The sequence below is a fragment of the Shewanella sp. DC2-4 genome (assembly GCF_013248875.1).
GTDB lineage: Bacteria > Pseudomonadota > Gammaproteobacteria > Enterobacterales > Shewanellaceae > Shewanella > Shewanella oncorhynchi.
Genome location: NZ_JABRVR010000002.1, coordinates 130,098 through 148,261, shown reverse-complemented (window position 1 = coordinate 148,261; position 18,164 = coordinate 130,098). Strand labels below are relative to the sequence as shown.

Below are 18,164 nucleotides of genomic sequence, written 5' to 3'. Positions count from 1 at the left end.
TAAAGCTAGTTCACATCACACAAAAATACAAGATTCATGTTAACTTTTAGTTTCAAAAAGGTGAAGATTAGACCAGTTACAATAACGGTGGATCTGTTCTTTTTGCTTAGCCGAAAAAAAACTTTGTTTAGATTGTGAATCTGCTACAAAGGGCTGCGTGGCTGTTTTAGCATGTATTAACTGACATTGTTCAACTTGGCTGCACTCTTCTTTAGAGAGAGCCAACGAAAACCAATTTGCGATTTTATTCGCTATCGCGGGTAACAACTCCTGATAACCCACGACCATCACTTGGTTACGCTGACTCATCTCTAACCCATAACCCAATAACAAGCGCAATACCTTACATTGATAATCCAGTATCGACTCCCCCTCCTCTGGTACTGATAATTCAAGGAATAAAGGTCGAGACGGTTGTCGCACCATATGATATCCAGCAGACTTTTGCTGTGAGGCTAAGATCTCGACGGGGTCCCTAAGTAGCAATAACACGGGAACTTGAGGATAAAGTGATAGGATCAATGGCCAAAACTGCAAATCCCACGCATTCCATTTAATCAACAAATGCTGTTCAGGATGAAACAACTGACCTTGGGTATTAATGCAAAATATTAAAGCTGCGCGTCTTTCAGTGTCTGATAGGTTCCTATCCAATAGCACTTGAGTCAGCAAAGGCGATTCAGATAACGCCCTGCATTTAGATAACCCCGCAAAACTGCGCGACACTAAGGTAGATCCACAGCGAGAGAGGTGAAATATAAATCCGGCAGGCTGCACTTGTTCTACTAGCCCAGAAAGATTTGGCGCAGGTAACAGAGCAGTTTGGGGTTTAATCAAGGCGGACAATAACTGACCCCGCACGGCAGAAATATGCTCCGAGTAGAAAGGATGAATCGGTTTTTCTGCGGCGGACATCCACTCTAATACTCTGCGTTTAGGGTCATAGTCTGCTGGCGCCCAAAACTGGCAGAAGAGTGAATAATCCGGCTCTATCCTTTGTCGATTACCAGTATGCAAGATGGCCAGTAACGTATCATCGCCACAGTCTGGTAAGTGCCAAAAAAGCCGCAAATATTGGCAAAAGTTGGTGAGAGTCATAACCTTGCCAAGCTCCCTCAGGGCGGCTGGATTATGAACTAACAACCAATAGCGTTGCTGTTGTTCTTTAAAATCAACCATTAGGAAGCCATAGGGTAAAAGTTAATGTATTGCACCATACGCGGTAACGTCGCACGATTAGGACTGGCGCCGTGGGGCAAGGCATGGTGCCAAATGATTAAATCGCCCGCTTTAGCCGCTATAGGTTTTACTTGCCAGCGATGCCAATCCTGTTGCTGAAGCTCAATATCAGGCTTGTTCTGTTCAAGAAGCCACTCCTCTATCTTGAGATGAAATCCGGGGACACAACAGAATGCGCCTTGTTCCTCGCCAGTGTCGGTTAAATAAATTAACCCTTGCGTCGCAAACTTAACGGGTAGCTGTAACGGCATATCCCAGTGCATATCAGGACCGGGGAAATGCCAAGTTGGCGTTTCAGGTGGATTAAAGCTGACTCTATCGGTTGTCATAACTAAATCTGTTCGCTGCCACAATTGTTCAAACACATGACGAATTTTGGGGACTTGTCGATTCGCGTCCAGTTGCGGATGGCGAAACAGTTGCAACATGATTTTCTGCATAAACTCATGAGGTTGATACCAAGTGGTGGGATCTTGTTCATTGGCTCCTAACTGCTGCCAAATAAAATCTCGTGTTGCGGCGCATTGCTCTGCCGTGAGTACTTGCGGGATCACTAAGTAGCCTTCACTTTGCCAAAAATTGAGTTGTGACTCACTGAGTACCGCAGCCGGATTTGAGTCTTCAACCTCCGCTGAATTGAAGTCTTCGACTTCTGGTACAGTGACCGATGCCGTTAATCCATGGGAAATAGCGCCTAATTGCTGATTAATCCCAGCAATATCCGCGGCTGTTAGCTTGGCTATTTGCTGAATGTAAGCGACAAAAGCTGACTGATGATCGTTTTGATATAAAGCTCTTAGACCCGGCTCTAGCCCTATTCCACAAAGATCCAGCAAGGTTTTATCTAAGTGCCATTCATTAGCCAGTTCAGTGAATGGCACTCCCCGTTTGCGTAGCTGTATCTTTTGCCAAAGCCGCTGCAAATGATAAATGCCTAAGCAGCTCAGATCGTCACTCGACACAAGCACTGGTTTTTGCTCTATAACATCAAACACAAAATCGGGATGAGTACCCTGCTCATATCGAAAAGCAAGGCATGAGAGCGGCTTAAGCCAATGTTCACGTCGATATCGAGGCTGAGTGAGTTGAGATTGGTATTCGTTCAGCGTGGAATTACCATAAACTTGAATGGAAGTCGTGAACTTAAGCGTTACCGCACTCGGGCTGAAATCGGGGAGCAGTAAAGTACCAGCCAAGAAGCTACGGTCTCCACTGGCAAGTAAGCGCGCAGTTTGCAGGTTGAGTGCAAACAAAGGCCCTAAATAATGCGTCTCCACAAAATCCTGCACAGTACGACACTCAAGCCAAGCGTCTAACTCAATATTTTGCGGGATGAGCACACCATCATCTGCAAGATACGCCTGTAAATGGGTAAAAATTTGCACTTGCGGCTCCTGTTGCAACAAGTGCTTCATGGTTTCGGAAAGAATCACATCAAACTTTACGACTGTATTTGGCTGCCAAAGCGTGGCATCCGCACAGACACTCTCCACCACACGATCAGCTAAATCAAAGTGTTCAATAAGTTTGGTGACTTTATCTAACGAGGCTTGATGAATGTCGAGCAAGGTCACTTGAATTTGGCTCGCAGAAAATAACGGCAGCAGAGGTAATAATAACCAAGCAAAAGGCCCAGTCCCCGCATATAAGATGTTCACAATCTGCCCGGGATGAGCCTTTAGACGATCTTGTATTGCTTGATAAATCCCTTGTGTAAAGACTCGACCCCGTTCGGGATCTTCGGCACACTGCGCCGCGGTAGTGAGTGACACCGCCTTACCAAAAGGCGTATGGCTCGCCTCAGTATCCAAAAAAGACTCGGGGTGTAACTCCACTGCCGCTATTTGGCATAACTGCTTCAGCATGGGATCAATGAGCCGTTTAGACTCCCCTGCTGAGGTCGACAGCAGTAGCGAATTAGCAAACTGAGTTAATACAGCTACATCCAAACTATGCCCTAATTCAAGCTCTGATCTTTGCAGCATCGATTAACTCCCTTAACCAAGTATTGACCTCGCAATCAATCACTAAATTGATCCGCGCATCCTGCCCTTTATTTTCAACCCAATGGACTTGGTCGGCATTGATATACCAAAGCTCTCCGGCCTGCATGGGTACACGTTTATCGTCCACGTAAAAGTTGAGTTGCTCATTCGTTTGCAGTGGCAAATGCAGTCTTGCCTCGCCTTGTTCTAGGCAGAGTCCTTGATCTCTATGGGGTTTGATTTCTGCCCCCGCATGTAAGCGCATCAAACGCACGGATTTCACTGGGCAGGCTAAAGATTGTAGAAAATGGCATAACGCAGGGCTCGATTCGAGTTGAGGCAAATCTTGCCAGTGCTGACCGGTAGAAATTGAGAAGGCTTGCAAGATAGGATGAGCACCGCGATACTCTGCTGCACAGCGTAAGACGAGAACATCCCAACCCCCCATATAATCACGCTGATTTACATGGGGTAACCAGTCTTGTTGCAGCAAAGCATTCAACTCTTGCTGTAAACTAAGGGGGTTTGAAACTTGAGCTAATAGGGCAAAAGAACAGATATCCATATCCAACCGCTTAATTTTCAGACTAAAAATAATTAATCATCCAAGACTAGCACAAAGATTTAAGCATACAAGTGACTCGAATCATCGTCATCACTGAGTATTACGCAGTGCAACAATCAATGCTAAGCGTGATTCAGTTTTGCAAAAATAGGAAATACCCATGTTTAACTGGAAGACTATCGATACGGTTCTGCTCGATATGGATGGCACCCTATTGGATTTGCACTTCGACAATCATTTTTGGCTGAATTTAGTACCGCAGGAATTGAGTCGACAACAAGGTTTGAGCCACAACGAAGCGCAGCAATTAGTTGTGAACGCCTATGAGAAAGTCGTAGGCACGCTCGATTGGTACTGTCTCGATTATTGGCAGGAGCAACTGCAGCTCGACATTATGGGCTTGCACCGCACTTTAGTGGATCGTATTCAACTGCGCCAAGACAGCATGCCATTTTTAGCGGCCTTGGCCTCTGCAGGTAAACGGCGCATCTTAGTGACTAATGCGCATCCCAAGAGTCTTGCCCTAAAGCTTGAACATACCGAGCTGGCAGCAGGGCTCGATGACATGATTTCTAGCCACGAGACAGGTTACCCTAAGGAACACCCACAATTTTGGCTGACCTTGTTTAAGCAATTCAACCTTGAACCAAGTCGCTGTCTCTTTATCGACGATAGCGAACCCATACTCAAGGCCGCAAAACTTGCCGGTGTGGGTCATCAATTAGGGATTGCTAACCCAGACAGTAAAAAACCAATCAAAGTCTTTCAAGATTTCCCCGCGATTACCGACTATCACTCACTACTGACTGATCTAACGCGATAAAAAGGCTATAAAAAAGGCACCTTAGGTGCCTTCGTTTCTATTCATAGCGTTGTTTTATGATCGGATATTTAATCGCAACTCTCGCATTACGGCCTTCACATCTGAGCACTCACATTAAGTTTAAGTGCTCATCTAAAACAGCCTATAACCCAGGGATCCGCCCCTGATATACCACAGGGAAATAACCATCCGCACCACGCTTACCTAAAATATTCAGCGACTCACGCATATCTTCTGGTTGCTCTGCCGTTTCTTTAATCTTAGCCTCAACTTTCACCATATTGCCTTCATCTAACTGTAAGGTACCAACAATACCAAGCTGGTTCTTGGTTTCATCTGTGACCAATTGCGCTTTGCCTTCGACACAACTCAGTCCGAGTTCAATATTACCTAGAGGATAGTTACCAAACTGATTCTTAACATTGGTTTGATTCAAAAACAGCTTACCAGACAACTGTTCACACCAAGGCTTACCTTGCTCTAGCGTCTCGACTAATAGGCTAACTTCACCGGATATTTCGGTTTTAAAAGGCAGTTTTGCATTGCCGAGTAAAAAGCTATCCGGCGCTTCGAAACGTAGCCCCTGCGCACTTAAGCCTCCCATAGACCAAGAAATTAATCCCTTAGCACTGACAGGTGTTGCGCGGCTGCCCACTTGAAAATCAACTTTCACTTTACCTAAAAATAGCGCCCAAGGACTCAGATCCCAACGCACTTGCTCTACCTGACGCTGCGGCATACTTAAGGTTTCTATGCTGCCAGACCAAATACTGCCACTCACACCCGAAACACTGATATTCGCGGGCAATGGGGCTAACGCTATCGCAATCTTAGCGGGGAATAGAACGACTAAAAATATTAAATAAATCAGTACGCCTATGATGACTTTTTTTATCAAACTCACAGCTACACCTTAATTTATTGCGCTAATTGGATACGTCTCACTTTGACATAGCCAGGTACATCAGCCTCAGCCAAATCAACACTTTCGAGTGAAAGTCCTTTCTTCTGTACTAACTCACTCAAATAACCTAACAAGGCATCAAAAGGAACATCGTCCATCCACACTTGGATCTTATCGCCTTGGGGCTGCATGCGAGTAATCACTAACCCATAATTGCCCGCAGTTTGGTTAACCACTGAGCTTAAACTGCCCGACGTAGTTGGCTTAGCACCGTTCTGCTTAAGACTCGCTATTTTATTCGCCGTTTGTTTTACATAGTTCAACGTCTGTTGCTGTGCATTGAGGTTACGTAATGCATCGGCTTCAGCATTGGCAATCGGCGTCCAAACACCCCAATAAAAAATACCAATGACTAAAAATACCGAGCAAAAGCCTACTAACTGCTGCTCGCGCGATGCGAGCCCTTGCCACCAAGTCCGCAAATTATCCATCTTATTTGCTCCTCAAGGTTAAGGTACTGGTGACTTGCTCTTCACCGCTATTCATAGTGCCTCCGTCGAGTTGAAAACGACGACCGACAATCTCTTTAAACTTCTCGATCTGCGCGTAATTTTTCGCACTCACTTGCATGCGGATCTCGTTACGCGCGCTTTCGAATCTTAAGCTATTAGGTTTAAGTTCAGGCACTTGCTTAAAGGCATCCTGTAAACCATCGAGCATGGCAAAAAACTCGGCACCACTGCCCTGTCCCTGCAATGCACGTAACTGACTTTCCATCTGCGAACGTAGGTTAACAATGCGCGAATTTCCCGGGATCACTTGCTGATAAATGGATTCACTCTGGGCTTTAAGATCGGCAATTTGACCATTGACTTGATGTATAGTCAGCCCTTTATTCACTAAGGCCAGCACACAAGCGATGGCAATAACGATGGCCGCACTTTTCCACATCATCAACTGTTTGCTGTATTCACGCTTCGGCGTGTAAACGCCGCTCAGTAAATTCACTGGTGCATGCAAAATACCGCGGGCTAACACTAACATAGGTAGCTCGAGTGACTGCGGCTTAAGCTCGACCCCCTCGAGTTGCATCTCGGTATAACTGGCAACTGAGACCTCACCTTGCACTGGCTTAAGTTGTTCTAACGCAATTGGCAACCAAGGCAGAGGTAAGCTCTGGCCCGAAGCTAATCCGGTACGCAGCAATAGCTCATTGCCAAAATTCATTGCCGCCCATTGGCACTCTTGCAATGGCAAGGCTAAACAATCAGGCACAATGCGCTTCACTTTTAAACCCGCTTCGGTCAAACAACTCAGCCAAGTCTGCATTTGCTCATGGGCCACTGCGACCACACTTAAGGCATCACCATCACGTGGACCAACAGTAAAATGCATGGCATCGACATCATCGGCTAAGGCTTCTTCGAGCATAAAAGGCAAGGCTTTCAAGGCTTGGCGTTGGCCTTTTTCGGGCAAATGCACACTAGTGAGTGTCATTGCCGCGGCGGGCACTAACACATCGACGGGACGATTGCCCGCACGCTCGGTTAAGGTCGACAAACCTTGGGCATTGGCGAGCTCGCCAGAGGCGATAATTTCCTGTTCTTGCTCCGACCAAACGAGCCAAGAGCACGCTTGCTCTGCTGTTCTGCCTAAGCGAATAAATAGCCGTTCACTCACAGTTTTTCTCCACCAGTCCCAGTCAAGAAAGCGTGACTGAGCTCGTTGCTATTATTTTTGTCCACCAGATTCTGCCGGGTGAGCACTTCCATTATTTTTTGGCCACCAACATCAAACCCTGACGGGTGAGCACTGCCATTATTTTTGCCCACCAACATCAAACCCTGACGGGTGAGCACTGCCATTATTTTTGTCCACCAACATCAAACCCTGCCGGGTGAGCACTGCCATTATTTTTGGCCACCAAACTGACGGGTGAGCACTTCCATTTTATTGCCGCCGCTCTTTTTGAGCACACTTTCCATTCTAAATACGGCGTTATCAACCTTCGCCCCCGAGGCCAATAAAAAATATTGGCTATCGATGACAAAGCTCGACTTCATGGCACCTTCCCACTTGATCGATCCCATGGATGAGCTTTCATAAAAATCATCTATCTTGGCAAAGCCATCACCGGGGCGTTGGTTGATGATACTTTCTGCTTCGCCTACCGAAATCTGATTTTCGAGCATGCCAGCTAACAGTGCCGCTTGCTCTACTTCCAAGGTATTCACATTCAGTAATTGTCTGTCATTACCTGGGATAACGCACACATAGGGCAAGAGTTTCAAATAGATATCTTGGGTGTATCCCATCACTGCCCGTAATTCACTGCGATGATTCATCAGCGTATTGGCTGCACGGTAAGGCACATTTCGCGCTTCATATTCCGCATCTTCGGCACCATAAGGGCTAGCAGTGGTGTCTTCGTCGATATAATCTTTTAAGGTCTGGGTCAGACGGTCCGCACTAAAGTCGTCCATCCCTAAACTCACCAACAAGGCCTTATATTGCTTCGCCGCCAGCGGCAGCTTAGGTTGACTGTTTTCCACCTCTTTCGTAGTCACAGACAAGGCATTTAAGTTAAAACAGGCGCGCATATCAGTGATCTTACCAGCAATTTCACCGTATTCAGCCGGAAACACAACATCGGCCATGGCCCAATATTGTTGCCTGTGGACCCGACCTTCCGAGTCGTCTAAATCTTGTTTTAAAATTTTCTTCGCCAGTTCTTCGGCAGAAATCGCGTACCAATAGGCTTGATCGTACTGGGCCAAGTTCAACGTTCGACGCATGGATAACTGATTACGGCCAGTGATATTTGTCGCGATGATCACCACCATGGCCACAATCAAGAGCACAACTATCAGTGCGACACCACGCTGTTTAGACCGAGATTGGGTTCTCATTCGCGGCCCTCATCTTCAGGGTCGCCATCACCTGGATCACCAGAACCGTCACCAGGATCGTTCCCCGAGCCATCATCGACTCCATCACCATCTTTGTCTTTATCTTTATCTTTGTTCGTATCGTCAGGATTTTCGTCTTTATTATCGTCATCCTTAGACTTTTCTGGTGCAACAGCACCCAGCGGCAACAAGAACTTACGTTGGATCTTGCCTAAACCTTCAATCTCAATCTCCATGGCGATCGCTTTAGGCAACTTAGTCGCCTCGACTTTGCGCTCCCACTTGTCTTCCATGAAGAAGGAATATTCCACCGACAGCACTTTGTCGATAATCACTGTCTTAATCGGCTCGGCGCCAAACTCAGGCTCAGGATAAGGAAAATACCAACGTTCCAGCCGCCCTTCATGCACCACATACGCCACAGACTGTAAGCTGCCTCGCGGTAATAAACCGTCGGGATTTAACCAGCCTAAACGGTAAAACACTAAGGCTTCTGATTCCGAATCTAAGATATCATTGCCCGTTTGGAAGACGGTCGAACCTCGACCACCTTCGAGTAATCTTGGCGTGCGCGCCACCATTTGCGCGAGATCACGCTCAATCGCACCAAAGCCTTGTTGTAGAGCTTTAAGCCGAGTTGAAAACGCGCGCGTCACTTCATCGTTAGTCAGCACTGTGCTAAGTACCGCATTAGAAGCCAAACCTATCATGGCAAAAATCGCAATGGCGATCAGCATTTCCAGCAGGGTGAATCCCCGCTGCGCACTAGTTAGTTTTAAGGACATAACTGCTCACTTGTGCGGCAATACGCTGATAGCGTTCGTCTTCACTCACACTTATGCGGATCATACGAAAATTATCGTCCGTCGTTTTCACCACTTCTTTACGCCAATACCAATCTTTTCCTGCGAGCTCAACTTGACCTTCTTTTTTACCGATTTCAGGAAACTGTGGATCAAGTCTGGCATCGACCATCTGATTATCAGCCACCCATTGTGCCAAAGTGCGCGATTCCAGAATCGGCATGTTTGCCATCTGCTCGCCCAAACTTTTAGTGATAGACACAGCCGCAATCGAAAATACGGCAAGGGCAACAATCACTTCGAGTAGGGTCATGCCCTTAACGCGTTTCATCGGGGCGCCCTATGGTTAATCTGCCCAGCGCATCACCGACCACTAACGTTTCGGCCTGCTGGCCTTTGTTAGTTTTAGCGATAAACGTCATCTCAAAAGCGCTCATTTCACCGCTCGGGAATAGCATGACCTGTGGCTCAGGGTGTTTCTTCTTATCATCGGCAGAGGGTTCAATCAGCGGTTCTTCGAACCAAGAATCGTCTTTCTCATCCTCTTGTACCAAAGGTAAACCATCGAGCACTAAGTTCAGTACAACCCCTGGCTCCATTTGCTTTTCAGATAAGAGTCTGTCTTTATCCAAAGGCTCCCACTTACCTTCTTTATAAAAAACAAACTGATAACTGGTTTTCTCAATCACAATACCAATAAACTGGCCACTTAAAACGGTTTCATCAAGCACCATTTCAGTGGCCGCAATAAACTGCCGCGCCGTTCTATCTAAGGCCTGTTGCGGCCCAGAATTGCCGATAGACATAGTCACAGCCGCAGCCGTGAGCCCCATCAACAAAATCACTAGCATCACCTCCATTAAGGTGAAACCAGCGTGACGCAGCTTTAGCATCTTATTGGAAATTCTGTAAATTCCAGTTACCGATGTCATCTTCGGTACCTGGTTGACCATCGGGGCCTGCACTGAAAATATCTAACTTGCCGTTTTCGCCAGGGCTTAACAACAGGTAGTTATTGCGCCATGGATCTTCTGGCAAACGTTTTACATAACCATCTTCACGGTAGTTACGTGGCTCAGGCGAAATCGTAGGCTTTTGCACTAATGCTTCTAAGCCTTGTTCGGTCGATGGATAAACACCGTTATCTAACTTATACATATCTAAGGCATTTTCGAGTGCAACTATGTCAGACACGGCTTTTTGTTGGTCAGCCTTGTCTTTGTTACCCATCAAGTTAGGCACAACCATAGAGGCTAAAATCCCTAAAATAACGATAACAACCATCACTTCGAGTAAGGTAAAACCTTGATGTTTCTTGTTCATTTGCATCGACTACTTCTCCTAAAAAATCCTATGCCAATCGACTTGGTCATAATCCATAAATTCAAAAATTAACCGCTAATCAAGTTATTCAAGGCTAAAATTGGCTGCAAAATTGCCATCACGATAAAGAGCACAACACACGCCATACTGACCACTAGCATAGGTTCGAATACACCCAATGCTATGTTGACGTTACCTTCGAATTCCCTGTCTTGGTTATCGGCGGCCCGCTCTAACATCTGCTCAAGTTGACCACTCTTCTCGCCCGACGCAATCATGTATAACATCATAGCCGGAAACAACTTAGTATTAGTCAACGCTGCACCTAAGCTAGTTCCTTCCCGCACGCGTGCGGTCGCATCGTCAACTGCGGCCCGCACTCGCATGTTCTGCAACACTTCACTCGCGATACGCATACCATCGAGCAAAGGCACTGAACTGGCAGATAAGATACTTAACGTCCGCGCAAAACGCGCCGTATTTAATCCCTTACTCACGCGGCCAACAACCGGCATGCTCAATAAAAAATTATCGTACTTCATCCGAAACGCAGGTGACTTTAACATGCGCCGAAAGAGTGCGAACAGCAGCACTAAGGCGATGACCACAAACACACCATAGTTTTGCACAAAGTCAGAGGCCGAGATCAAAAATCGGGTCGAGGCGGGAAGCTCAGCGCCCATGTGCTCAAACTGTCCGACCACTTTAGGCACAACCGCAGCTAGCAGGATTGAAATCACCCCTATCGCCACTGTGGTCAAAACCGCGGGATAAATCATGGCTTGGGTCAGCTTAGATTTAAGCTGTTGGCGTCGCTCGGTATAATCCGCCAGACGATTAAGCACCACTTCTAAGTGACCGGATTTTTCACCCGAGGCCACCATGGCACGGTATAAATCATCGAAAATATGCGGAAATTCAGCCAAGGAATCGGCCAGACTATAACCTTCTACCACCCGAGAACGTACCGCCATAATCATGCTCGCGAGACGATCTTTCTCGCACTGCTGACCAACGGCTTTAAGGGATTCTTCAATCGGTAAACCCGCGGCCACTAAGGTCGCAATTTGGCGGGTGATCAAAGCTAATTCAGCAACTGAAATGCCACGTTTGAAAAACGAAAAACTGCTGCTCTTAGCTTTGGCTTCTTTTTCAGTAACAGGCAGTATTTCCAAGGGCATCATGCGCTGATCGCGCAGTTGGCTGCGGGCGTGTCTGGCGGTATCCGCCTCAATCACGCCCTTAAGCTGCTTTCCCTTGGCATCCAGTGCCTTATATTCAAATGCTGGCATAAATTACTCCTCGCGAGTCACACGTAGCACTTCTTCGAGAGTGGTGATGCCCGCGAGCACTTTGCTCATGCCATCGTGACGAATGCTCGGTACAAACTGACGAATATACTTTTCGATGGCTAACTCTCCGCGGCCGCCATGGATCAATTCACGCACATTATCGTCAACCAGTAATAGCTCATGAATACCGGTTCGACCACGGTAGCCATTGTTACCACAGGATTTACAGCCATTGGCACGGAAAATACGTCTGTCGTCATCGGCGGCTATGCCCAGCAACTCACGCTCACGCGCATCGGGCACATGCTCGATTTTACATTTAGGACAAAGGGTTCGGATCAAACGTTGAGCCAACACACCGAGTAAACTTGAAGACACGAGGAAAGGCTCTACGCCCATGTCTTGCAAACGTGTAATCGCGCCAGAGGCTGTGTTGGTATGTAGGGTTGAAATCACCATGTGGCCAGTGAGTGACGCTTGCACCGCAATTTGCGCGGTTTCGAGGTCACGGATCTCGCCTATCATTACTACATCGGGGTCTTGACGCAAAATAGCGCGCAGACCACGGGCGAAGGTCATGTCGGCCTTAGTGTTAACTTGGGTCTGACCAATACCGTCTAACTCGTATTCGATAGGGTCTTCTACTGTGAGTATGTTGGTGTCTTTGGAGTTGATCTCCGTCAGACCCGCATACAAAGTGGTACTTTTACCCGAGCCCGTTGGGCCAGTCACCAAAATGATCCCGTGAGGACGACGAATAAGATCTTCAAACTTAACGCGAATACTGTCTGTCATCCCCAATTGTTCTAAATCGAGGTTGCCAGTATTTTTATCCAGCAGACGCAGTACAACACGTTCACCGTGGCTCGATGGCATGGTCGATACCCGCACATCCACCGCACGACCTGCGATACGTAGCGAAATACGGCCATCCTGCGGCACACGTTTTTCGGCGATATCGAGGCGAGCCATAACCTTAATCCGCGACACTAACAGCGACGACAGTTTACGGTTTGGCTTGAGGACTTCCTTAAGTACACCATCGATACGGAAACGCACCACAAGCTGTTTCTCGTAGGTTTCGATATGGATATCCGACGCTTCTTCTTTAATCGCTTCAGATAACAAGGCATTAATCAGTTTGATGATAGGCGCATCATCATCACCTTCGAGCAAGTCTTCGGTCTGCGGCAGCTCTTCGGCAAGGGTGAATAAATCCATCTCGTTGCCGATGTCTTCCATCAACTGCTGTGCTTCAGACGAGTTCGCCTGATATGCTTGAGTGAGTTTGGCCTCAAACTTCGCCACTTCGAGCTTAACCAAAGGCAAATCAACACCCGAATAACGCCGCGCTTCGAGCATAGCCGTTAACGGTGTTTTACTCGTATAAAACAAGCTTAACTCGCCCGTTTCACCCAGCGCGAGCACCACATCGTGGCGGTGTGCGAAGGCAAAAGGCAAACGCTCTTTACTGCTCGAACGAAATACCTCATCACCTTCAGCTTCAAGGCCTAGCTCATTGGAGACTTGGCTGAGGTCATCGACTTGGGATAGTTGAATTTCACTCATTGGTTTTATCTTTGTTTTTGTTTTCATCGAGCGTTTTGAGCGTTGGATCCGTTTTACGCATCTGGGTATCTAAGCCTTTACCTTCTTTATAACGCTCTAAAATCTCGTTAACTTCAGGTGGTAAATACTCAGACTGATTCCATTCTTCCAACACTGGCACTTGAGTATTTGGCATTAAGTTCACGCCACGCTCTTGCTGCTCAAGCTGTAATGCTCTGAAATAATTATATTTACGCCCAGCAATCCCTTCCATCGTGATGCCATCACGTATAATCGTTGGCTTGATGAAGATCATGAGGTTTTTCTTCGTTTTTTTGCTCGAAGAAGATTTAAACAAATGTCCTAGAATGGGGATATCACCCAAGAACGGTACTTTTTGTATACTTTCTTGTACTTCTTCGTTGATCAAACCACCGAGTACCACAATTTGACCAGAATCCGCCATAACGGTAGTGGTTAAGCGACGAGTCGCGAAGGAAATATCCACGCCTGTGTTACCGTTAACCCCAGAAACTTCCTGTTCAATCGTCAGCTTAACTGAGCTGCCTTCGTTGATCTGTGGCACCACTTTCAGTTTAACCCCAACCTCTTTACGCTCAACGGTTTGGAATGGGTTGCTGTTGCTCGAGCTGGCGGTAGAACCTGTCAGAATAGGCACTTCGTCACCCACAATAAACGAGGCTTCTTGGTTATCTAAGGTCGTAATAGAAGGCGTTGCCAGTACGTTTGAGTTAGTGTCACTCGACACGGCTTGAATTAAGGCACCAAAGTCGCCCATGGCCACGCCCCAAGCCATCCCATTCACTTTTCCTAAGGCTTGGGCGAGTAAAGTAACATCGCCTTTAGTGTCAGGGTTATCTGTACAGGTCTGATTATCACCCGAACCTGTACAAGTTTGGGAAGCTTTCACATCCTGCGCCTGCCAAATCCCCGCGCCAATCTCACCTATGGTTGGGCCTAAGTTATTAAACTGAGTACCACCACCCGATTGCGATGCCCATTGCACCCCGAAGCCAACGTTATCGCCCTCTGCCACTTCCACGATAATCGCTTCAACTAACACTTGAGCACGGCGGATGTCGAGTTGATTAATCACGCTCTCGATAGTACGCATCTGATCGGGTTCAGCACTGATCACTAAGGCGTTGGTTTCAGTATGCGCCATGATATTGATTTCATTGCGGCGTTTACCACCACCCGCAGCCTGAGCGCTCGGATCTTTCTCGCCTTCCAACTTTTGGGCAAAACCAGTCAGCACTTCAACTAAATCTTCAGCTTTGGCATAACGTAGATAACGAACTTTTGTGTTACCTGTACTGGCTTGTTCGGCATCGAGACGATGGATAAGCTCAACCACACGTTGGCGGCTCTTCTCATCACCGCTCACGACCACGGCATTGATACGTTCGTCAGCAACCACTTTTGGCGCTTGTCCTGGCAATTGGGATTGGTTAGCGGTAGCACGATAAAGGGTATCGATAATTCGTACCATTTCACCCGCAGAAGCAAATTCTAACGGCACGACTTGCACCGAGGTATCGCCTTGCTTATCCACTCGACGGATAATTTCGACTAACTTGTTCACTACAGCAGCACGGCCAGACAACATCAAGACATTGGAAGGGTCGTAGTTCACTACGTTGCCGCCACCCGCATTATCATTAAGTTGACGCAATAACGGCGCTAATTGCTTAGCCTCAGTGTTATACAAGGCCACGATACGCGTCACCATTTCATCACCAAGACCAGGGTCGTTATCGTTAGCGACTCGAATTGCAGCGGTTTTGGCATCTTTGTCTTTAATGACTTTAATAACGTTATTTTCCATCTCGACGATGGCATAACCGTAAACTTGTAAGACGTTGAGGAAAAACTGGTAATACTGTTCATCGTTCAACAGATCATAACTGCGAACGTTGATTTTGCCGCGAATTGTCGGGTCAACTATGATGGTCTTATTCAGGTTTTTACCAACTATATTGATAAACTCTTGAATATCCGTGCCTTTAAAGTTGGCCGCATACTGTTCAGACCAAGCGAATTGGGAGGAGAACATGGCTGCACCCGCAACAACCCCAGCAATCAGCTTGCGTCGAATCCTTTTGTTATTCATTCTTTTTCTTTCCTCTAACGCGTGTTATTGCGGCAAACTAAACATGATTTCAACCAATTGTCCTTCCCGCTCAACCATAATAGAAACTTCGGTTAACTCGGGTAATTGGCTCATCATTTCTAACGCTTGACTCATTACGGTCAAGTCGTATCCATTAATCGATTTGGCTAAATCGTTAGCTTTAAAACCCGCCTGCTTAAACAAATTGGCGTCTTTCCCTGGATTCAAGCGATATCCCGCCACAGCGTCACCCTGTCTGACAGGTGAAATGGCAATATAATCGGTGATCTTACTGGGGTCGGCTAACAATTCGGTGCGGGATTCGGCGAGTTCTTGGGAGATTTCGGCATTTTTACGTTGATCGACACGGCTCACTGCCGAGCCAGTCTTATTAGTCTTAGCTTGTTGTAACTGCTGATTAGCTGGGCTTTGGCTAGTATAAACTAAGCCATCGAGCATTAATGTCTCGTAACGGCCAGCGTTAGTGATGATAATACGGTCGGCATAGACTTCTTTCAGTGATGCCGAAGTGCCCTTAATTTTATCGCCTAAGCTGTAGGTCTCTTGGCTGCCGTTTGACTCAATGATCGCTAAGCCTTTCTGATCCGCTGTCGATGCAACAACGCCAGTGAGCTGAATAGAGAGCGTGGTCTTAGGCGCGTCGGTCACAGTCTCAACAACCTCAGTTTTTGGCTTTTCAGATTTAGCATCTGCCTTACCAAAGAGACCAAGCTGCTGTAAACCCGCAAGATCAACCTGCCCAGCACCTTTACCCGTCAGGTTAACGGGCGTTGGCGACCAAGCACTGGGTGATGAGCTAGTAGGCACTAATTTCCATGTAATTTGCGCGGCTAACAACATGATCACAATAAAACCCAACCAGAAGACTATCCGGCTTAAGGGCTTATGGGGCATGCCAATGGCTTTTGCGATAACTTTATCTAATAAATCCATATTTTATGTGGACCCTCGATACAGGTCTCTGTTCTGATTATAATAATTAGGCGATTACCGTCTCATGCTAACCTAGGCAGCATTTGGCAACAAGCCCATAACAGCATTCAAATTGGCGAAAATAGGCCAATTATGCTAACTTTGCCCGCCATAAAAGGGTGTGAAGCACGCCACCCTTTAACATAATAGAAATGCTCTTCACGCATTTTCTTGCTCGGCATGTGAACTCATCGATCTTTTAGCTGGAGACACTATGACTCAAGGTCAAAGCGATAAAACAGACATTCGACTCGATAAGTGGCTTTGGGCTGCACGTTTTTATAAAACCCGTGCCATCGCCAAAGAAATGATTAACGGCGGCAAAGTACATTACAACGGCCAGCGTGCCAAATCTAGTAGGAATGCCGAGATAGGCGCCGTCCTTAAGATACGCCAAGGATATGACGATAAAGAGATCGTCATAAAAAAATTATCGCAATTACGCCAAAGTGGTGCGATTGCACAAGAATTGTACGAAGAAACCGCGACAAGTCTGGCTAAACGGGCCATTAATGCTGAGCAACGACGCCTCCACATGCTCAATAACCCGATACCCGATCAGAAACCAGATAAAAAGCAACGACGCCAGCTCATGCGCTTTAAAGACCTTTAACAGTGAGATACACGATGAACCAAGATACTTTACACCGCTACTTGTTCGATAATGCCGATGTGCGCGGTGAACTGGTGCAGTTACAAGACAGCTATCAACAAGTGATCAGCGCCCAAGAATACCCAGCCGTACTGCAAGTGCTACTGGGTGAATTAATGGCAGCCACCTCACTATTAACCGCTACATTGAAATTTAGCGGTGATATCAGCGTACAGTTACAAGGCAACGGCCCTGTATCTTTAGCGGTGATCAACGGTAACAATTTACAAGAGTTACGCGGTGTGGCTCGCTGGAATGCTGAACTCGCCGATGATGCTAGCCTCACAGAACTCTTCGGCCAAGGCTACATGGTCATCACCTTAACACCCGACGAAGGTGAACGCTACCAAGGTGTCGTTGCACTAGACAAGCCAACACTTGCGGCCTGTGTTGAAGAATACTTCAATCAATCTGAGCAGTTACCTACGGGAATTTGGTTATTTGCCGACGGCAAACAAGCGGCGGGCATGTTCCTACAAATTCTGCCAAGCCAGCAAGATCACAACGCCGACTTCGAACACTTGAGCCAACTGACGTCGACCATCAAGGCCGAAGAGCTATTTACTCTTGATGCAGAAAGCGTGTTACATCGCCTCTATCATCAGGAAGAAGTACGCTTATTTGATCCTATCGATGTGAGCTTTAAATGCACTTGTTCCCATGAACGCAGTGCCGGCGCGATCAAAACCTTAGATCAAGCAGAAATCGAAGCCATACTCGCCGAAGATGGCAAGATAGAAATGGGTTGCGAATATTGCCACGCTAAATACACCTTTGATGCCATAGACGTAGCAACCTTATTTGCTAACGGTCAAACATCAACAACCCAGCAGTAAAACGACTCCCGCTAAAAAATGGGCGCCCTATTTGGCGCCCATTTTTTATTCATACCTATAATCCCCTCACACATTGCACTCGGCTTAGGCTACAATCGCCCTCACTTTGTCACCTAGCACGACTCAGGCGATAAATAAAATTAAATCGGCAGACGATC

General features: G+C 46.9%; 19 protein-coding genes. 3 read left to right on the top strand and 16 right to left on the bottom strand.

Annotation, left to right across the window (positions count from 1 at the left end; genetic code table 11):
• Positions 1–39 precede the first annotated feature (39 nt).
• Genes HQQ92_RS01160 through HQQ92_RS01150 form a run of 3 tightly spaced genes read right to left on the bottom strand, consistent with a single transcriptional unit; the run spans position 40 to position 3,789 of the window.
• Positions 40–1,179: a sulfotransferase family protein gene (locus tag HQQ92_RS01160; RefSeq protein ID WP_173242595.1), complete on the bottom strand. Its 1,140-nt coding sequence runs from the start codon at positions 1,177–1,179 to the stop codon at positions 40–42.
• Positions 1,179–3,224: a phytanoyl-CoA dioxygenase family protein gene (locus HQQ92_RS01155; RefSeq protein ID WP_173242593.1), complete on the bottom strand. Its 2,046-nt coding sequence runs from the start codon at positions 3,222–3,224 to the stop codon at positions 1,179–1,181. Before HQQ92_RS01155 ends, HQQ92_RS01160 begins: the two co-directional genes overlap by 1 nt.
• A complete protein-coding gene (locus HQQ92_RS01150) occupies positions 3,202–3,789 on the bottom strand; it encodes an aspartyl/asparaginyl beta-hydroxylase domain-containing protein (RefSeq protein ID WP_173242591.1) in 588 nt (195 codons plus the stop codon). The genes HQQ92_RS01155 and HQQ92_RS01150 overlap by 23 nt, the downstream gene beginning before the upstream one ends.
• A 160-nt stretch (positions 3,790–3,949) precedes the next feature.
• On the opposite strand from HQQ92_RS01150, the gene yrfG reads away from it, so the two are divergent.
• Positions 3,950–4,612 carry a GMP/IMP nucleotidase gene (yrfG, locus tag HQQ92_RS01145; protein WP_168826969.1) on the top strand — a complete coding sequence of 221 codons (663 nt, stop codon included), beginning with the start codon at positions 3,950–3,952 and terminating at the stop codon, positions 4,610–4,612.
• Positions 4,613–4,754: 142 nt separating this feature from the next.
• On the opposite strand, the gene HQQ92_RS01140 is transcribed toward yrfG, so the two are convergent.
• The 13 genes from HQQ92_RS01140 to gspC all read right to left on the bottom strand — a co-directional run bounded on the left by HQQ92_RS01140 (position 4,755) and on the right by gspC (position 16,479).
• On the bottom strand, positions 4,755–5,516 hold the full coding sequence (locus HQQ92_RS01140; RefSeq protein WP_173242589.1) for a type II secretion system protein N: 762 nt from the start codon (positions 5,514–5,516) through the stop codon (positions 4,755–4,757).
• A gap of 14 nt (positions 5,517–5,530) precedes the next feature.
• A complete protein-coding gene (locus tag HQQ92_RS01135) occupies positions 5,531–6,007 on the bottom strand; it encodes a type II secretion system protein M (protein ID WP_105251002.1) in 477 nt (158 codons plus the stop codon).
• Between the two features lies 1 nt (position 6,008).
• Positions 6,009–7,196: a type II secretion system protein GspL gene (gene gspL / locus HQQ92_RS01130; protein WP_173242587.1), complete on the bottom strand. Its 1,188-nt coding sequence runs from the start codon at positions 7,194–7,196 to the stop codon at positions 6,009–6,011.
• Entirely contained in the window at positions 7,193–7,381 is a 189-nt protein-coding gene (locus HQQ92_RS01125; RefSeq protein ID WP_173242455.1) for a hypothetical protein, read from the bottom strand. Before HQQ92_RS01125 ends, gspL begins: the two co-directional genes overlap by 4 nt.
• A gap of 45 nt (positions 7,382–7,426) precedes the next feature.
• The gene (gene gspK, locus HQQ92_RS01120; RefSeq protein WP_105251000.1) at positions 7,427–8,425 is read right to left on the bottom strand and encodes a type II secretion system minor pseudopilin GspK; all 999 of its coding nucleotides are present in this window, start codon (positions 8,423–8,425) and stop codon (positions 7,427–7,429) included.
• Complete coding sequence (gene gspJ / locus HQQ92_RS01115; protein WP_173242585.1) at positions 8,422–9,210, bottom strand: type II secretion system minor pseudopilin GspJ; 789 nt, start codon at positions 9,208–9,210, stop codon at positions 8,422–8,424. Before gspJ ends, gspK begins: the two co-directional genes overlap by 4 nt.
• Positions 9,191–9,559, bottom strand: a complete 369-nt coding sequence (gspI, locus tag HQQ92_RS01110) for a type II secretion system minor pseudopilin GspI (RefSeq protein ID WP_105250998.1) — start codon at positions 9,557–9,559, stop codon at positions 9,191–9,193. Before gspI ends, gspJ begins: the two co-directional genes overlap by 20 nt.
• Entirely contained in the window at positions 9,546–10,121 is a 576-nt protein-coding gene (gene gspH, locus HQQ92_RS01105) for a type II secretion system minor pseudopilin GspH (RefSeq protein WP_173248540.1), read from the bottom strand. The genes gspI and gspH overlap by 14 nt, the downstream gene beginning before the upstream one ends.
• A 1-nt stretch (position 10,122) precedes the next feature.
• On the bottom strand, positions 10,123–10,557 hold the full coding sequence (gene gspG, locus HQQ92_RS01100; RefSeq protein WP_105250996.1) for a type II secretion system major pseudopilin GspG: 435 nt from the start codon (positions 10,555–10,557) through the stop codon (positions 10,123–10,125).
• Positions 10,558–10,619: 62 nt separating this feature from the next.
• A complete protein-coding gene (gene gspF, locus HQQ92_RS01095; protein ID WP_105250995.1) occupies positions 10,620–11,843 on the bottom strand; it encodes a type II secretion system inner membrane protein GspF in 1,224 nt (407 codons plus the stop codon).
• 3 nt (positions 11,844–11,846) lie between these two features.
• Complete coding sequence (gene gspE / locus HQQ92_RS01090) at positions 11,847–13,412, bottom strand: type II secretion system ATPase GspE (protein WP_105250994.1); 1,566 nt, start codon at positions 13,410–13,412, stop codon at positions 11,847–11,849.
• Positions 13,405–15,525, bottom strand: a complete 2,121-nt coding sequence (gspD, locus tag HQQ92_RS01085; protein ID WP_173242583.1) for a type II secretion system secretin GspD — start codon at positions 15,523–15,525, stop codon at positions 13,405–13,407. Before gspD ends, gspE begins: the two co-directional genes overlap by 8 nt.
• Before the next feature lie 24 nt (positions 15,526–15,549).
• Entirely contained in the window at positions 15,550–16,479 is a 930-nt protein-coding gene (gene gspC, locus HQQ92_RS01080) for a type II secretion system protein GspC (RefSeq protein WP_131525237.1), read from the bottom strand.
• Between the two features lie 253 nt (positions 16,480–16,732).
• Here gspC and hslR point away from each other — a divergent pair, with 253 nt between their 5' ends.
• Positions 16,733–17,131 (top strand): ribosome-associated heat shock protein Hsp15, encoded by a 399-nt coding sequence (gene hslR, locus HQQ92_RS01075; RefSeq protein ID WP_011848177.1) that lies wholly within the window; start codon positions 16,733–16,735, stop codon positions 17,129–17,131.
• Positions 17,132–17,145: 14 nt separating this feature from the next.
• Positions 17,146–18,006 carry an Hsp33 family molecular chaperone HslO gene (hslO, locus tag HQQ92_RS01070; RefSeq protein ID WP_105250990.1) on the top strand — a complete coding sequence of 287 codons (861 nt, stop codon included), beginning with the start codon at positions 17,146–17,148 and terminating at the stop codon, positions 18,004–18,006.
• Positions 18,007–18,164 lie beyond the last annotated feature (158 nt).

Excerpts from the sequence above, each read along its gene's own strand:
- HQQ92_RS01160 (WP_173242595.1), bottom strand. The coding sequence starts at position 1,179 with ATGGTTGATTTTAAAGAACAACAGCAACGCTATTGGTTGTTAGTTCAT.
- HQQ92_RS01155 (WP_173242593.1), bottom strand. The coding sequence starts at position 3,224 with ATGCTGCAAAGATCAGAGCTTGAATTAGGGCATAGTTTGGATGTAGCT.
- HQQ92_RS01150 (WP_173242591.1), bottom strand. The coding sequence starts at position 3,789 with ATGGATATCTGTTCTTTTGCCCTATTAGCTCAAGTTTCAAACCCCCTT.
- yrfG (WP_168826969.1), top strand. The coding sequence starts at position 3,950 with ATGTTTAACTGGAAGACTATCGATACGGTTCTGCTCGATATGGATGGC.
- HQQ92_RS01135 (WP_105251002.1), bottom strand. The coding sequence starts at position 6,007 with ATGGATAATTTGCGGACTTGGTGGCAAGGGCTCGCATCGCGCGAGCAG.
- HQQ92_RS01125 (WP_173242455.1), bottom strand. The coding sequence starts at position 7,381 with ATGGCAGTGCTCACCCGTCAGGGTTTGATGTTGGTGGGCAAAAATAAT.
- gspK (WP_105251000.1), bottom strand. The coding sequence starts at position 8,425 with ATGAGAACCCAATCTCGGTCTAAACAGCGTGGTGTCGCACTGATAGTT.
- gspJ (WP_173242585.1), bottom strand. The coding sequence starts at position 9,210 with ATGTCCTTAAAACTAACTAGTGCGCAGCGGGGATTCACCCTGCTGGAA.
- gspI (WP_105250998.1), bottom strand. The coding sequence starts at position 9,559 with ATGAAACGCGTTAAGGGCATGACCCTACTCGAAGTGATTGTTGCCCTT.
- gspH (WP_173248540.1), bottom strand. The coding sequence starts at position 10,121 with ATGCTAAAGCTGCGTCACGCTGGTTTCACCTTAATGGAGGTGATGCTA.
- gspG (WP_105250996.1), bottom strand. The coding sequence starts at position 10,557 with ATGCAAATGAACAAGAAACATCAAGGTTTTACCTTACTCGAAGTGATG.
- gspF (WP_105250995.1), bottom strand. The coding sequence starts at position 11,843 with ATGCCAGCATTTGAATATAAGGCACTGGATGCCAAGGGAAAGCAGCTT.
- gspE (WP_105250994.1), bottom strand. The coding sequence starts at position 13,412 with ATGAGTGAAATTCAACTATCCCAAGTCGATGACCTCAGCCAAGTCTCC.
- gspD (WP_173242583.1), bottom strand. The coding sequence starts at position 15,525 with ATGAATAACAAAAGGATTCGACGCAAGCTGATTGCTGGGGTTGTTGCG.
- gspC (WP_131525237.1), bottom strand. The coding sequence starts at position 16,479 with ATGGATTTATTAGATAAAGTTATCGCAAAAGCCATTGGCATGCCCCAT.
- hslR (WP_011848177.1), top strand. The coding sequence starts at position 16,733 with ATGACTCAAGGTCAAAGCGATAAAACAGACATTCGACTCGATAAGTGG.
- hslO (WP_105250990.1), top strand. The coding sequence starts at position 17,146 with ATGAACCAAGATACTTTACACCGCTACTTGTTCGATAATGCCGATGTG.